Source organism: Arthrobacter oryzae, assembly GCF_003634095.1.
Taxonomy (GTDB): domain Bacteria; phylum Actinomycetota; class Actinomycetes; order Actinomycetales; family Micrococcaceae; genus Arthrobacter; species Arthrobacter oryzae.
Genome location: NZ_RBIR01000001.1, coordinates 628,564 through 642,571 on the forward strand (window position 1 = coordinate 628,564; position 14,008 = coordinate 642,571).

13 protein-coding genes and 1 tRNA gene are annotated in these 14,008 nt (G+C 66.9%); 5 read left to right on the forward strand and 9 right to left on the reverse strand.

The window, feature by feature from the left end:
• Nucleotides 1-23: 23 nt before the first annotated feature.
• Nucleotides 24-1,214, reverse strand: coding sequence for a site-2 protease family protein (locus tag C8D78_RS02990; protein WP_120950364.1), 1,191 nt, complete (start codon nucleotides 1,212-1,214; stop codon nucleotides 24-26).
• On the reverse strand, nucleotides 1,201-2,010 hold the full coding sequence (locus tag C8D78_RS02995) for an HAD family hydrolase (RefSeq protein WP_120950365.1): 810 nt from the start codon (nucleotides 2,008-2,010) through the stop codon (nucleotides 1,201-1,203). Before C8D78_RS02995 ends, C8D78_RS02990 begins: the two co-directional genes overlap by 14 nt.
• Before the next feature lie 153 nt (nucleotides 2,011-2,163).
• Between C8D78_RS02995 and C8D78_RS03000 the strand changes: the two genes are divergently transcribed.
• The gene (locus tag C8D78_RS03000) at nucleotides 2,164-3,069 is read left to right on the forward strand and encodes a PAC2 family protein (RefSeq protein ID WP_120950366.1); all 906 of its coding nucleotides are present in this window, start codon (nucleotides 2,164-2,166) and stop codon (nucleotides 3,067-3,069) included.
• Nucleotides 3,070-3,091: 22 nt separating this feature from the next.
• Here C8D78_RS03000 and mshC read toward each other — a convergent pair whose 3' ends face one another.
• Nucleotides 3,092-4,402: a cysteine--1-D-myo-inosityl 2-amino-2-deoxy-alpha-D-glucopyranoside ligase gene (mshC, locus tag C8D78_RS03005; protein ID WP_120950367.1), complete on the reverse strand. Its 1,311-nt coding sequence runs from the start codon at nucleotides 4,400-4,402 to the stop codon at nucleotides 3,092-3,094.
• Nucleotides 4,403-4,417: 15 nt separating this feature from the next.
• Nucleotides 4,418-5,251, reverse strand: coding sequence for an undecaprenyl-diphosphate phosphatase (locus tag C8D78_RS03010; RefSeq protein ID WP_120950368.1), 834 nt, complete (start codon nucleotides 5,249-5,251; stop codon nucleotides 4,418-4,420).
• Between the two features lie 50 nt (nucleotides 5,252-5,301).
• On the opposite strand from C8D78_RS03010, the gene C8D78_RS03015 reads away from it, so the two are divergent.
• Complete coding sequence (locus tag C8D78_RS03015) at nucleotides 5,302-6,237, forward strand: aldo/keto reductase (RefSeq protein WP_120950369.1); 936 nt, start codon at nucleotides 5,302-5,304, stop codon at nucleotides 6,235-6,237.
• An 89-nt stretch (nucleotides 6,238-6,326) separates the two neighbouring features.
• Here C8D78_RS03015 and C8D78_RS03020 read toward each other — a convergent pair whose 3' ends face one another.
• Nucleotides 6,327-7,919 carry a N,N-dimethylformamidase beta subunit family domain-containing protein gene (locus C8D78_RS03020; RefSeq protein WP_147429535.1) on the reverse strand — a complete coding sequence of 531 codons (1,593 nt, stop codon included), beginning with the start codon at nucleotides 7,917-7,919 and terminating at the stop codon, nucleotides 6,327-6,329.
• 314 nt (nucleotides 7,920-8,233) lie between these two features.
• Complete coding sequence (locus tag C8D78_RS03025; protein WP_120950371.1) at nucleotides 8,234-8,500, reverse strand: hypothetical protein; 267 nt, start codon at nucleotides 8,498-8,500, stop codon at nucleotides 8,234-8,236.
• A gap of 39 nt (nucleotides 8,501-8,539) precedes the next feature.
• On the opposite strand from C8D78_RS03025, the gene C8D78_RS03030 reads away from it, so the two are divergent.
• On the forward strand, nucleotides 8,540-8,773 hold the full coding sequence (locus C8D78_RS03030) for a DUF5703 family protein (protein WP_018772920.1): 234 nt from the start codon (nucleotides 8,540-8,542) through the stop codon (nucleotides 8,771-8,773).
• Between the two features lie 69 nt (nucleotides 8,774-8,842).
• Here C8D78_RS03030 and C8D78_RS03035 read toward each other — a convergent pair whose 3' ends face one another.
• A complete protein-coding gene (locus C8D78_RS03035; protein WP_120950372.1) occupies nucleotides 8,843-10,006 on the reverse strand; it encodes an acyl-CoA dehydrogenase family protein in 1,164 nt (387 codons plus the stop codon).
• Between the two features lie 15 nt (nucleotides 10,007-10,021).
• Entirely contained in the window at nucleotides 10,022-11,338 is a 1,317-nt protein-coding gene (locus C8D78_RS03040; RefSeq protein ID WP_120950373.1) for a M20/M25/M40 family metallo-hydrolase, read from the reverse strand.
• A gap of 163 nt (nucleotides 11,339-11,501) precedes the next feature.
• On the opposite strand from C8D78_RS03040, the gene C8D78_RS03045 reads away from it, so the two are divergent.
• A tRNA-Leu gene (locus C8D78_RS03045) sits at nucleotides 11,502-11,584 on the forward strand.
• 168 nt (nucleotides 11,585-11,752) lie between these two features.
• On the opposite strand, the gene C8D78_RS03050 is transcribed toward C8D78_RS03045, so the two are convergent.
• Nucleotides 11,753-12,034: a hypothetical protein gene (locus C8D78_RS03050; protein ID WP_120950374.1), complete on the reverse strand. Its 282-nt coding sequence runs from the start codon at nucleotides 12,032-12,034 to the stop codon at nucleotides 11,753-11,755.
• 307 nt (nucleotides 12,035-12,341) lie between these two features.
• Between C8D78_RS03050 and C8D78_RS03055 the strand changes: the two genes are divergently transcribed.
• Nucleotides 12,342-13,976: a phospholipase D family protein gene (locus C8D78_RS03055; RefSeq protein ID WP_120950375.1), complete on the forward strand. Its 1,635-nt coding sequence runs from the start codon at nucleotides 12,342-12,344 to the stop codon at nucleotides 13,974-13,976.
• Nucleotides 13,977-14,008 lie beyond the last annotated feature (32 nt).

Here is a 14,008-nt window from a genome sequence, read left to right on the forward strand (position 1 = left end):
AAATTCACGACCGCCCAGTAACTCTACCGGTTCTGCCTCTGGTTCTGGCGTTCGGACCGGTCCTTGCCCGTAATGGCGCTGAGGACGGCGGACTGGCGGAGCAGCCCGGTAACGGCGCCCTCACGGTCCACTACCGCGTACTCCTGGCCCTCGAGCTGGGCAAGGTACTGCACCAGTTCCTGGCCTTTGGACCATTCGGGGACGTACGCGCCGGCACCAAGGGGGTAGGACACCGCGGTTACCGGAGTCGAGGCGGCCAGTGCCGCCGGCACGCTGGCCGCCGCCCCCGCATCGACGATGCCTACGGGACGGCCGTCCCGGTCGCAGAGCACGGCGACGGGCATACCCGCCGTGGTGTTCGCCTGGAAGTCCGCAACCGTTCCGGCATCACTGAGGCCGATGGCGGGCTCGGCGAGGGCCGCCGCGTCCACAAGGTACAGCCGGCTGCGCATGCGGGCCTGCTGGATCGACGCCGATGCCCCCACCCACAGGAAGCTGCCCACCAGGGCCGTGACCAGCGTGAAGGAAATATCCGGCCGGGCACCGCTGAGCAGAGGAAGGAGAATAAACCACACCGCGAGGGCGATCACGATAATCCGGCCCGCCCAGCCGGCGGCGACAGTACCCTTGTCCTGGCTGCCGGTGACCTTCCACACTGCCGACTCGACCAGGCGTCCGCCGTCCAGCGGCAGGCCGGGGAGGACGTTGAAGATGCCGATCAGGAGGTTGGCCCAGACGAAGATGTTGGCCAGGATGCCGGCTACCCCGCCCAGATCCGCGGAGGAGAGCACGAGCCAGCCTGCCCCGGCCAGGACGAAGTTCGCCGCCGGGCCGGCCATCGCCACCAGCACGGAGCGGCCGGGTGAGGCCGTGAAGCTTTGGAACTGCGTGTGTCCGCCCCAGAGGTTGAGGACAATTTTCTCCGTGGGCCAGTGGAACAGCTTCGCGGTCAGGGCGTGGGCGAGTTCGTGGGCCAGCACGGAAATCAGGAGCAGCAGCGCATAGGCGAAGGCGACGAAGAACGCGGTAATGCCGAGGCGGGGGTTGTTTGTCTGCAGGACAGGTCCGTACGCGATCACGGTGAAGGCCGCGATGATGAACCAGGAGTAGGCCAGAAAGACCGGAATGCCGGCGATGCGCCCCAGCGGGATCCCGTCCCGGCGGGAGGGCGCCGTCGTGCCCGGTCCCTGACCTCCGGCGTCAGCCACGGACATGACCCGCAGTTGAGGGCACGGCCCGGTGCTCAACCGCTCGGGCTGTGGAGTCCGCAGCCGACTCGGCGGTGGCCTCCGCCGCGCGGCCGAACGTTGCATCCGGAAACTCATGCCTCAGGGCCACAAGTTCTTCCAGGTCCGCAACGGTGCGGCCTTCGAGGGTGTCCCACGTGGCGCGGCGCGGACCATGCGGGAGCGGCAGAATGTGCGGGATGGCGACCGTGACCACACCGGAGGCCACGGCGGCCGCGACGCCAGGCACGGAATCTTCCAGGGCAACGCAGTGATGCAGGTCCAGCTCGGGGTCCTGCTGCTGCAGGAGCCCGACTGCCGTCAGGTAGGCCTCCGGATGCGGTTTCCCCTGCGCTACGGTGTCCCCCGTGACCAGGAATTCGAAATAGGGCCGGGGCAGGCTCGCAACGATCTCCCGGGCCAGCGGGGCCTCGGACATGGTCACGAGGGCGCAGCGGATGCCGGCGTTGTAGAGGTCGTCGAGCAATTCGCGGGCACCGGGCCGCCAGGGAACGGATTTCCGGACCTGGCTGACCACATGCCCGGTAAGGGTGTCGATGATTTCGCGTCGCTCCATCGCCACGCCGGCCGCCTGCAGGATGCCCGCGGAAAACATCAGGGACTGTCCCACGAGCTGCATCGCCTGATCATGGGACCACAGCCCGCCGTGGGCCTCCACGAGTGCACGTTCGGCCTCGATCCAATAGGGCTCGGTGTCGACAATGGTCCCATCCATGTCCCAGAGTGCTGCCTTGAGGAGTGGCCCGGGAGCTGAGGATCGCATGCCTTCCAGTCTACGGTGAAGCCCGGCGCTGGCGCCCGCAGCTACGCCTACGGCGAATTTTGACGGCACGGCCGCGGGTTCCCGGGGCACATTTGCGCATCCGTGGCGCCTAGTTGCCTGCGCGGGAAGGGGTCTTGGAAGTAGGGTGATGGCATGAACAGCTTCGAGGCAGACCCCACCGAACCAGGCGCCGTCTCCGAGCCGGAGCGGCTGCTGCAGCCCGTCCCCGAGGGCCGGCGCGTCACCGTCATGCTGGCGGCCTTTGAGGGTTGGAACGACGCCGGCGAGGCCGCCAGCGATGCCCTTCGGTATCTGAACAAACTCTGGGGCGGCAAGAAGGTCGGGTCGATCGACGCCGACGAGTACTACGACTTCCAGTTCACCCGGCCCACAATCCGCCGGACTGCCTCCGGCGAGCGGAAGATCAAATGGCCGTCCACGCGGATTTTCAAGGCCAGCGTCCCCGATTCGAACGTGGACGTGATCTTCGTCCAGGGCACCGAGCCCTCCTACAAGTGGCGCGCCTACACCGCCGAGCTCCTGGTGCACGCCGAAGCCCTGCATGTCGACTACGTCATCCTGGTCGGCGCCCTGCTGGCAGACGTACCGCACAGCCGGCCGATCCCGGTCAGCACGTCCACCGACGACAACGCCCTGCGTGAACGGATGGACTTCGAAGCCTCACAGTACGAGGGCCCGGTGGGGATTGTCGGCGTCCTCGGCGAGGTGGCCCTCCTGGCCGGGCTCCCGACGGTCTCGCTTTGGGCGGCCGTGCCGCATTACGTGGCCCAGGCGCCGTCGCCGAAGGCGCAGCTGGCAATCCTGCACCGGATCGAGGAGCTGTTGCAGGTGCCGCTGGACACCCACGAACTGGTCGAGGAAGCCGACGCGTGGGAGCGCGGCGTGGACGAGCTCGCCATCGAGGATCCCGAAATTGCGGCCTATGTGCGCCAGCTCGAGGAGGCCAAGGACACCGCTGACCTCCCCGAGGCCAGCGGCGAATCCATTGCCCGCGAATTCGAGCGCTATCTCAAGCGTCGGGGCAAGGACAAGCCTTAAGCGGTAGCAGCCGTTCCGGCGGTTACAGCTCGACGCCGAGCAGGGCGTTCACGGCGTCGCTGACCAGCGCGGCGTCCGTGGCTGAGGCGGTTCCTGGTGTTTCCAAGGCGGCGGCGGCCCAGGCGTCGACGGCGGCCAGGGCGCCCGGTGCGTTGAGGTCGTTGACAAGTTCGGTCCGCAGCTTGCCAATGAGGGACGCGGCGGAGCCCTGGGGGGCCATGGCCAGGGCCTCGCGCCAGGTGCGGAGCCGATCCTTGGCCTCGGCGAAACCCTCAGCGGTCCAGGACCAGTCCGTGCGGTAGTGGTGGGCCAGGATCGCCAGGCGGATCGCGGCGGGCTCTTCACCGTCGGCCCGGAGCCTGGACACGAGGACAAGGTTGCCCTTGGACTTGCTCATCTTTTCGCCGTCGAGGCCCACCATGCCGGCGTGGGCAAAGTGGCGTGCCAGCGGCACACCGGCCAGGGAGTACGCGTGGCCGGCACCCATTTCGTGGTGCGGGAAGATGAGGTCCGAGCCGCCGCCCTGGACGGTGAACGGCTTGGGCAGGTACTGCTGGGCAATCACGGTGCATTCGATGTGCCAGCCGGGCCGGCCCTCCCCCAGCTCTCCCCCGGGCCAGCGCGGCTCGCCGTCGCGGGCAACCCGCCACAGCAGCGGGTCAAGCGCCTGGCGCTTGCCGGCCCGGCCCGGGTCTCCGCCGCGTTCGGCGAAAAGCTCCAGCATCTCAGCATCGGAAAGGCCGGACACGGACCCCAGGGTCCAGGCGTCCGGGTCGCCGGCACGGCCCGCGGCGTCGGCGCCGGCCTCTGTGGAACGCTTCCCGGCGGCCTCGACGTCGTAGTAAACGTCGCCGTCGGGCTCTCCGCCGGTGCCGGGAACGCGGTACGCCAGGCCGTTGTGCAGGAGCCGCTCGATGGCCGGAACGATCAGCGGAACGGCCTCGACGGCGCCGACGTAGTGGTCGGGGGCCAGGACGTTCAGGGCCTCCATGTCCGTCTGGAAGAGCTCGATTTGGCTGGCCGCGAGGTCGCGCCAGTCGACGCCGGTGGCCGTCGCGCGCTCCAGGAGGGGGTCGTCGACGTCGGTCACGTTCTGAACGTACGCCACGTGCTGGCGGCCGTCCCGCCAGGCGCGGTTCAGGAGGTCAAAGGCGACGTAGCTGGCCGCATGGCCCATGTGGGTGGCGTCGTAGGGGGTGATGCCGCAGACGTACATAGACTGCTCACCCGTGGCCTCCAACGTGACCATTCCGCCCTTGGCGGTGTCGAAGAGGCGCAGGGCAGGCATGCTGCCCGGGAGCTGGGGAACAGGGCGGGAGATCCAGGATTTCACAGCCCAAGCCTAGTGCTAGGCGCTGATGACATTGAAACCGAGCAGCAGGAACAGGGACGCGCCCAGCAGGATCCGGTACCAGACGAACAGCCGGTAGCCGCGGGTGGAGACGTATTTGAGGAACCAGCCGATGATGACATATCCCACGAAGAAGGCGATGACGGTGGCCAGTGCCGTCTCCGGAAGGCCGTACGGGCCGGTGATGCCTTCCTTGGAGACCACTTTGTACAGCTGGTACAGGCCGCTGCCAAACACAGCGGGAATGGCCAGCAGGAACGAGTAGCGGGCCGCCGCCTCGCGGGTGTAGCCCATCAGGAGGCCGGCGCTGATGGTGCCTCCGGAGCGGGAGACCCCGGGGAACAGTGCCAGCGCCTGCGCCAGCCCGTAGTAGAGGCCGTGCTTGTAGGTCAATTGCGTGAGTTCGCGGTCCTGCCGGCCCATTGTGTCGGCGACGGCGAGGACCATGCCGAACACGATGAGCATGGTGGCGACGCCCCAAAGGCTGCGGAGCACCGATTCGATCTGGTCCTGGAACAGCAGTCCAAGGATGATGATGGGCAGGCTGCCCAGGATGACCAGCCAGCCCATCCGCGCATCCGGGTCCTGGCGGGAGACGTTGCCGCGCAGCGAACCGGCCCAGGCGCGGATAATCCTCAGGATGTCGCGCCAGAAGTAGGCGATCACGGCCGTCTCGGTGCCCAGTTGCGTGATCGCCGTGAAGGCGGCCCCGGGGTCGGACGAGTCCGGGAGGAAGGCGCCAACAATACGCAGATGGGCGCTCGAGGAGATCGGGAGGAACTCGGTCAGTCCCTGTACCAGGCCCAACAGAGCCGCTTGTATCCAGTTCACGTTTAAAGACCCTACGTTATGAAGCCGCGCGAACCCGTAAGCTTGCTGGCATGCAGCAGCGTTATGTCGGCAACAGTGGGTTGCGCGTGTCCGCCCTATCCCTCGGCACCATGTCCTGGGCGCGGGAAACCGAAGAACAGGATGCGGCCGCCCTATTGCGGGCGTTCGTCGATGGCGGCGGGACCCTCATCGATACCGCGGCCTCCTATGCGGACGGGCAGGCCGAGGCCATGCTCGGCGGCATGCTCGGTGACGTGGTGGCCCGCTCCGAGGTCGTGATCTCCACGAAAGCCGGGCTGACGACGACGGACGGACGCCGCGGCGTGGACACGTCGCGCAACGGGATGCTGTCCGGCCTTGACGCGAGCCTGGCCCGGCTGGGCACTGATTACGTGGACCTTTGGTTCGCCCACGCCTGGGACCCGAACGTGCCCCTGGAAGAAACCCTGTCCGCGCTGGACTACGCCGTCCGCTCCGGCCGTGCGCGTTATGTCGGCGTCTCCAATTTCAATGGCTGGCAGACGGCCAAGGCCGCCGCCATTGCCGGCTTCCCGCTGGTGGCAAACCAGTCCGAATACTCGCTCCTGCAGCGCGGCGCGGAACTTGAACTGATTCCGGCCATCGAGGACGCAGGGCTCGGCCTGATCGCCTGGGGTCCGATGGGACGGGGCGTCCTGACCGGAAAGTACCGGGGTCACATCCCGGCCGATTCCCGTGCAGCACAGCAGCGGCTTGCCACGTACGTGGAGCCTTATCTCGAGGCGCCGGCGTCCAGTGTGGTGGAGGCCGTCGCCATGGCTGCCAAGGGGCTTGGCCGGACGCCGCTGGACGTATCGCTGAGCTGGCTGCTGTCCCAGCACGGCGTGGCTACCGCCGTCGTGGGCGCGCGGACGCCGGTCCAGCTCAAGGAGATCCTGGATTCCACCCTGGCGCCGCTCCCGCCGGAGATTGCGCAGGCGCTCGAGGACGTCTCCGATCCTGCCTGAGCCGCGGTGGCGTCCTGGGTTTCCGGTGGTCGCGGGCTACGCCGCATTTCCTGAGCGTTCGCCGGCTGCTGTCACTGGATGTGCTTTGGTCACTGGATGTGCTTTGGTGCGCCGTGCGGGACCGCGGTGAACCGGTGACCGAGAGGCCCCAGTGCCGCCGCACGGATAATATTCTGCGTGACCCGCGAGGCGAAGGCTCGGGAGCGGGCCGGGACGGCTGCATCGTATTGGGCCTGGAGCCAGTCCAGGCTGCCCATGTTTAGCACTCCGGCGCCTGACGCTGCAGTGTAGAAGGTCGAATCTGCCCAGCCGTGGGAGTCGTGCACCCCGGCTGCCGGCGAATGGGCAAAGACGAGAAGGTTACCGGCATGGGCAAATTCAGGCCGCTGTGCCGTCGGGTACAGCCGGTCGACTTCGCCGGTGGTCAGCCCGGCGTAGGTAGCGCCCCGGACCGCGCCGGTGCCGGAGAAGGCGAAAAATCCTGGATCTTCGACGGTGAACATTCCCTTGACTTCGCGGTCGCCATAGACCGACCCTGTCAGCGTCGATTCCGGGTCGGGGGCAGGGCCTTGGCGCCACTGTGTGGTCGTGGCATCGGGCTGGCTGAGGCGCTCGGGATCCAGCTCAGCCTTCCGGTAGCAGACCATGACCCGGTCTACCCCGGTGAAGGAAGGCTCCAGGCGAGTCCGCCAATAAACGTTGTTGGCGCCGAAGAAGACAATGTTGGTGCCCGTGTCCCTCGCGGCCTCGACGTTTCGGCGCAGTGCCGGCGACCAGTATTCCGAATGGGCTGAGAAGATCACGGCTGCGGCACCGCCCACGAGGTCCGGGTTTCCGCTGATCCTTGCCTCCGTGGTGTAGGCGAGGCTGAGCCCGGGGTCAGTGATGGCCTCCGCGGACCGGATCAGGGGTGCGTTGCGGCGCTCGACCTCGTCGAAATTCCGGTAGGGCCGGTCAAAGGAGACCTTGTAGGACCGGTCCGCCGACCGGTGCCCGGGTCCGGTGTAGAGCGAATATCCTCCCCAGTCGTTGTAGGCCTGCATCGTGCAGTCGTTGAGGACCAGCACTGCCTTGCCCGCCACCGACGCCGGCTCGACGACGAGCGGGATCATGTGGTCCCGCCCGGAACCGCCCGTCAGCACCAGGTGGTAGAACCCTTCGGGCCAGCCGGTCGTGTCGATCGACGTCGTTACGCGCCAGGGGCAGGACACCATCCGGGTTTCCCGCTGAAGGGTCGGGGGCGCCTGCCGCCAGACTGGCACTGGCGCGGACGTCCACACCAGACGCTGACCCTCGCCGTTATAGTGCCCGATCCGGTAGGCCAGGATCCGGATGCTGCGCAGGGTGGAGTTGACGTAGACATCCACGTTGCGCCGCTGCGTCGTGGACGCATGCTGGCCCAGGAACCCCTCCAGAGTCGGGGTGGCTGACCAATGCGAGGGGACATTCCTCCACGGGGTGCCCGGCAGCCGATTTTCCGAGGCAACGCTGAACGCGGTCTCCGATGGATACACCGGCGACTGGCCCGTCGTTGCCGTCGATGCTTGGACTATGGGTGGGTGGGGCCGGCGCCCGCTCGCTCCGGCTTCCGCGGCGAGCCAAACCAGCCCGGCGATCCCGGCGCGGATCACGGTCCTGCGGTCAGGACGGTAGTCATTCGAGCCCACATCGCCTCGATTCACGCCGGTCGATTTGTGGAACCGGCCAGCCCCCAAGCGGCGTTGAAAAGTCCGGTCTACGACCTCTTCTAAGGCTATTGGCAAACGTCCCGGACGGCAGGAGCAGGGACTACCTGTTTATTGCCTGCGAACACGGCTGCTACGCCCGATGTGTACTCGCGTAGGCGCCGGAGTCTGCGGGCAGAGAACACGCACGGCAAGCTGGGAAGTCAGGACCGGACGGTTTGCTAGTGATCTTCAACAACTAGGGATCTTCAACAATCTGTGCGGGAGACGCTGCGACGTCGGGCGCGCATCGTGCTGCAGCGGCCGGGGCCTTAGTCCTGCAGGATCTCGAGGTCCTCGTCGTCGTCGATGCCTTCGTCGTCATCATCGTCTTCGTCGCCGTCAATGACTTGAAGCGGCGTCACTTCCCCATACGCTTCATAGAGGGCATCGTCGTAGACTTCAAAGGCATCAGCAACGGCAAAAAACGCCGCTTCAACCGCGGGATCCCCGTCACTCCTGCGGGCGGCGGCGGCCGCCAGGTGTTCTTCCAGTGCAGAGGCCAGAGACGCAAGCGCGACACGCGGATCGATGCTCATGACTTCACGTTAGCCGGAAAAAGACGAAAATGGAGAGCGATGAAAGAACATTTTCTGAGCAGCTCGGTCCGGCGGGAACGGGACTATGTGAAGCAGTACGAGTACCTCGTCCTGACGGTCGGCCCTGAGGATTCACTGCCTGAGGCGCGCCGCCGGCTCGTGGAACATTCCGAGTACGGCAAGTGGGAGCTGGAACGCAGCCGCCTCTACGTGGGCGGCGGCCGGCGCTTCTGGTTGCGCCGGAAGGTCATCCAAGTCCAGAGGACCGTGTAGCCGGCGCATCGTCACGCACCTGCCGCCCCGGGCTTACAGCCCGGCACCCGCGCTGCATCGGCGGGCGCCTCAGGGTGTTTCCAGCGGACCCAGCCAGGCGTTCGCCACGGTGTTGTGGGCGGATTCGTCGTCGGACGGGTGGAACAGGCCGGCCAGCACGTCCCGGTACAGCCGTTCCAACTCGGAGCCGCGGAAATAGCTCGAACCTCCGGACACTCGAATGGCGAGATCCACCACGGTGCGGGCAGTCTCCGTTGCCCGGACTTTGAGGCCCACCAGCCGCGGGAACCACTGGTTGCCGAGGTCTGCGAGTTCGTCGACGTCGGCCGCCACCCGGGAAAGCTGCGGGTAGAGCGCATCCATGGCCATCGCCGCTTCCGCCACTTTCCAGCGGATGTCCGGATCCTGGGCGTAGCTGCGGCCGCCGTTTTTGAACGACGTCCGGCGCTGCACGGCCTCCACCCCGAGCGTGAGGGCCCGTTCCCCGATTCCGGTGTACACCGCGGCCAGCAGCGTCTCGAAGCAGGCAAAGATGGCGAAGATCAGCGGGTCGGCGTTCGGGCCCACCGGCAGTTTCCTGAAGATCCGCTCGGCCGGCACTACTGCACCGTCCAAGACAGTCGTGTTCGACTGGCTGGCCCGCATGCCGAGCGTGTCCCAGTCGGGCAGGATCGTGTACCCAGGCGTTTCCCGGCTGATGAATCCGTGGACGAGTTCCCCGGCGCCATCCGCCGCGGCGGCATCCTTCCCGAAGATCCCCAGCCGGGTCCACGCCGGTGACAGGCTCGTGAAGATCTTGCGGCCGGTGAAGCTGTAGCCGCCGTCGGGCAGGGGGACGGCCTCGGTGCGGGAATCGAACAGCACGGAGTCGTTTCCGGCCTCCGAATTCCCAAACGCGAACACCTCACCCTGGGCGGCTTCCCTGAGGATGAAATCCAGGGAGGAATCCCCCCGGGCGGCAAGCACGTACGCCACCCCGGTCCACACGAGGTGCATGTTGACGGCCAGTGCCGTGGCCGGGGCCGCCGTCGCGAGACGGCGCTGCAGCTGCGCGGCGTCTGCCAGCCCGAGTCCCAGGCCGCCGTCGGCCACGGGGACGAAGATCTTCAGGTAGCCGGCCGCCTTCAGGTCCGCGAGGTCTTCATGGAAGAAAGCGTTGTCACGGTCGTAGCCGGCGGCGCGGCTGCGGATCCGTTCGAGCAGGGCCCCGGTGAGGATATCCTCAGGCGTCATGGCGTGGGTGTCCGGTCAGTAGTTGGTGAGCAGGGTGTCCAGCACGCGCGCACCGAACTTCAGGGATTCGGCGGGGACGCGCTCGTCCACGCCGTGGAACATTCCGGTGAAGTCGAGCTCGTCCGGGAGCATAAGCGGAGCGAATCCGTACCCGGTGATGCCCAACCGGCTCAGCGACTTGTTGTCCGTTCCGCCGGAGAGTGTGTAGGGCAGAACCTTGGCGCCGGGGTCCTCGGCGTGCAGGGCATCGATCATTGAATCAACGAGGTTGCCGGCGAAGGGCACTTCGAGCGAGACGTCGTTGTGGACGTAGCTGATGTCCACGCCGGTGCCGGCGAGCTCGCGCACTTTCTCCAGCACCTGCTGCTCCTGTCCGGGCAGCGTGCGGCAGTCGATGAGTGCCTCGGCCGATTCCGGAATGACGTTGTGCTTGTAACCGCCCTTGAGCAGGGTGGGGTTGGTGGTGTTCTGCAGCGTGGCACCCACAAAGCGTGCCACCGTGCCAAGTTCCTTGAGGATCTTGTCCGGATCGTCCGGATCGAATTCGACGCCGGTGAGTTCGGTCACGCCGTCGAGGAACTGCCGGGTGGTGGGCGTCAGTTCAATCGGCCAGTTGTACGCACCGATCCGGGAGACCGCGCCGGCAAGCCGGGTCACGGCGTTGTCGGTGTTGATCTGGGAGCCGTGGCCTGCGCGGCCGTGGGCGACGAGGCGGAGCCAGGAGAGGCCTTTCTCGGCGGTCTGGAGCAGGTAGGTGCGCTGGCCGCCGATGGTGGCGGAAAAGCCGCCCACCTCGGAGATCGCCTCCGTGGCCCCCTCAAAGAGTTCCGGCCGCTTGTCGACGGCGTAGCGGGCTCCGTAGGTGCCGCCGGCTTCCTCGTCCGCGAAGAACGCGAAGATGAGGTCGCGCTTGGGCTTGCGGCCCGTGCTGGCAAAATTGCGCAGCACGGACAGGATCATGGCGTCCATGTCCTTCATGTCCACGGCCCCGCGTCCCCAGATCAGGCCGTCTTTGAGTTCGGCGCCGAAGGGGTCCACCGACCATTGCTCGCGGAGGGCAGGGACCACGTCCAGGTGGCCGTGGACCACCAGGGCGCTGGCGGAGGGGTCCTCCCCCGCCAGCCGGGTGACCACGCTCGCACGGCCGGGGGCCGCCTCGAAAATCTCAGCGTCGAGCCCGACCTCGGCCATGAGGCCGGCCGTGTATTCGGCGGCCGCCCGTTCTCCTGGGCCGGAGCCGTCACCGTAGTTGGATGTGTCGATCCGGATCAGCTCCTGGCAGATCCTGACGACCTCGTCCTCGGGCCTGGGTTCGGTCCGGATGTCAGTCATAGCGGCTCCTCGTGGCGGTGGCTCAATTGCTGGCTTCAGCCTACCCACACCACCCCCGCGGACCCCGATTATTTGTTTCCGGAAAAGTCGTGCTAGAGTCTTTCTCGCTGCTTCCGAGAAAAGCAAAACGCTGAAAGGCGAAACGAACTCGGAAATACCACCTGCGCGGGTGGCGGAATGGCAGACGCGCTAGCTTGAGGTGCTAGTCCTCGAAAGGGGGTGGGGGTTCAAGTCCCCCTCCGCGCACAACGGGAAACACCCTGGAATCTACGGATTCCAGGGTGTTTTTTTGTGTCCTGCCCACGCGCACCGTAGTTTCGCTCACACCGGTGCCGCCGCGCTCGCTACGGCTAACCCGCCAGGGCCGCCGGGCAAACTAAAGAGGACCTTGGCCTCATGCGTCGGCTCCGGGCCCTAGGCTGCCTCCGCGTGGCCGGGCCGCTGTGGTCTCTTTCGCAGTTCGCGTCGGAGCTTGTGCGTGATCGAACCGTCAGGTGCACCCTCGACGAACATCAGCTGCTGCTGGGGCGTCCAGCCCAAAGCTATAAAAGCCGCCTCGATGACAGCCCGATCGGCCACTACCAGGGGACGGCTGTCCAGGCCTGCGGCATACAGGAAGTCGTCCCGGTACTCCTGATAGAACTGCTGGCTGAGTGCCGTACGGCCCTCACCGGGCAGGGCTGCATACCGGTGCACTGCTTGCTCCCGTCGCGTCGCGTCATTCGAGATTACGTCCGCCGCAGGCTCCGCGACACGGGTCTTTCGGCACCAAAAAGGAAGCACCGCGGACGGCGGGGCCTGATTCACGTTCCCGTGCGAGGCTTCCCAGTTGCCGAGGGGCCAAGGAGTGCGGGCCCCATTTGCTGATTGGTGGACCGTCCTCTGGGTGCGAAGGCCGCCGAATCACCTACGGCTCGTTCGGTGACCTCCGCCAGCCTTTGCGTAGGTTACTTTGGAGACCGGACACTAGCGGCCTGGCCCCGGGCCCCGAAAGTAGGATTGAGTGGACAGTATTGCTGCTGCCTGGTTCCTGAGCCGCGCTGAGCGGGGGAATCTGGCGACTGACGTGCATGCGGGCGGTGCCGGAGCGCCGTCGTGGTCGGAGGGTAACCTTGTGCGGCCGCTGATTCACGGCGCTACCTACTTCGCCCGGCTGCATGAGGAGCTGACGGCTCTGCAGGCGGGAGACCGTGTATGGTTCACCGACTGGCGCGGCGACGCCGACGAGCGGCTGCTGGCGGACGGACCGTCGATCGGCGACGTGCTCGCGGGGTTGGCCCGCCGGGGAGTAGAAGTGCGGGGCCTGGTCTGGCGGTCCCACGGAGAACGGGTATCGGCCCCAATCAGCGGCCGGTCCAACGAGCTGCTCAGTCGTCAGATTAACGACGCTGGCGGTGAGGTGCTGCTGGATCAGCGTGTGCGCCTGTTCGGCTCCCATCACCAAAAACTCTTCGTCATCCGCCACCGTGACAATCCGTCGCGGGACGTTGCCTTCGTAGGCGGCCTCGACCTTTCCCACAGCCGTCGAGACGACGCCGACCATGCGGGAGATCCGCAAGCGGTGTCCATGGATCCCCGGTACGGGAAACGACCCCCCTGGCACGACGCGACCCTCGAGCTGCACGGGCCCGTGGTGGCGGATGTCCTGGCCGTGTTCGCTGAACGGTGGAACGACCCCCATCCCCTGGACCGACGCACCCCCTACCGGATGCTGCTGCAACGCCTGGCCCGAATGCCCCGGCACCCCGAACCGCTCCCGGCCAGTGCGCCGCCACCGCCACCGGCGGGCCCTCACGCCGTGCAGTTGCTGCGCACCTACGGGGTGAAACGCCCTCCATTCCCGTTTGCGCCCGTTGGGGAACGCAGTATTGCCCGCGGCTACGCGAAAGCATTCGCCCGCGCCCGCTCGCTGATCTACATCGAGGACCAGTACCTGTGGTCAAGAGAGGTCGCAGCCGGGATCGCTGAGGCCCTCGAACGGAACCCCGCCTTGAACGTGATCGTTGTTGTGCCCCGCTATCCCGACTCCGACGGCCCAATCGCCGGGCCGGCTATCCGGATCGGGCAACTGCGTGCCATCAGGATGCTGCGCCGGGTCGCGCCGGACAGGGTCGGCGTGTTTAACCTGGAGAACAGCGCCGGGACTCCGATTTACGTCCACGCCAAGATCTGCATCATCGATGACACCTGGATGACCTGCGGCTCAGACAACTTCAACCGCCGGTCTTGGACCACCGACAGCGAGCTCACCTGCGCCGTGCTCGACACGACTGCTGACACCGGGGAAGAAGCTTCCGGCCCAGGCAGAGGCACAGTCACGGGCACCGGCCACGACGCGTCCCCGCCGCTGGCCCGCGGGCTCCGGCTCCAACTCTGGGCCGAACACCTTGGCCTGGACCAGGACGATTCCCGGCTCCTCGACACCTCGGCCGGGCTCAAGCTGTGGAACACCACCGCCAACGCTCTGGACCAATGGCACGAAACGGGGCACGGCTCGCCCCGCCCGGCCGGGCAAGTGCGGCACCACACCCCGGAGCCCGTGCGGCCCCTCCAACGTCTCTGGGCGGTTCCGCTGAGCCGCCTCGTAGTGGACCCGGACGGCCGCCCCCGCCGGCTGCGTGGCACCACCGAGTTCTAGGCAAGCAGCCGTTGTCCAGTGAAGTTGTCCAG

Excerpts from the sequence above, each read along its gene's own strand:
- C8D78_RS02995 (WP_120950365.1), bottom strand. The coding sequence starts at position 2,010 with ATGCGATCCTCAGCTCCCGGGCCACTCCTCAAGGCAGCACTCTGGGAC.
- C8D78_RS03025 (WP_120950371.1), bottom strand. The coding sequence starts at position 8,500 with ATGAGCATCGATCCGCGTGTCGCGCTTGCGTCTCTGGCCTCTGCACTG.
- C8D78_RS02990 (WP_120950364.1), bottom strand. The coding sequence starts at position 1,214 with ATGTCCGTGGCTGACGCCGGAGGTCAGGGACCGGGCACGACGGCGCCC.
- C8D78_RS03035 (WP_120950372.1), bottom strand. The coding sequence starts at position 10,006 with ATGACGCCTGAGGATATCCTCACCGGGGCCCTGCTCGAACGGATCCGC.
- C8D78_RS03015 (WP_120950369.1), top strand. The coding sequence starts at position 5,302 with ATGCAGCAGCGTTATGTCGGCAACAGTGGGTTGCGCGTGTCCGCCCTA.
- C8D78_RS03030 (WP_018772920.1), top strand. The coding sequence starts at position 8,540 with ATGAAAGAACATTTTCTGAGCAGCTCGGTCCGGCGGGAACGGGACTAT.
- C8D78_RS03000 (WP_120950366.1), top strand. The coding sequence starts at position 2,164 with ATGAACAGCTTCGAGGCAGACCCCACCGAACCAGGCGCCGTCTCCGAG.
- C8D78_RS03040 (WP_120950373.1), bottom strand. The coding sequence starts at position 11,338 with ATGACTGACATCCGGACCGAACCCAGGCCCGAGGACGAGGTCGTCAGG.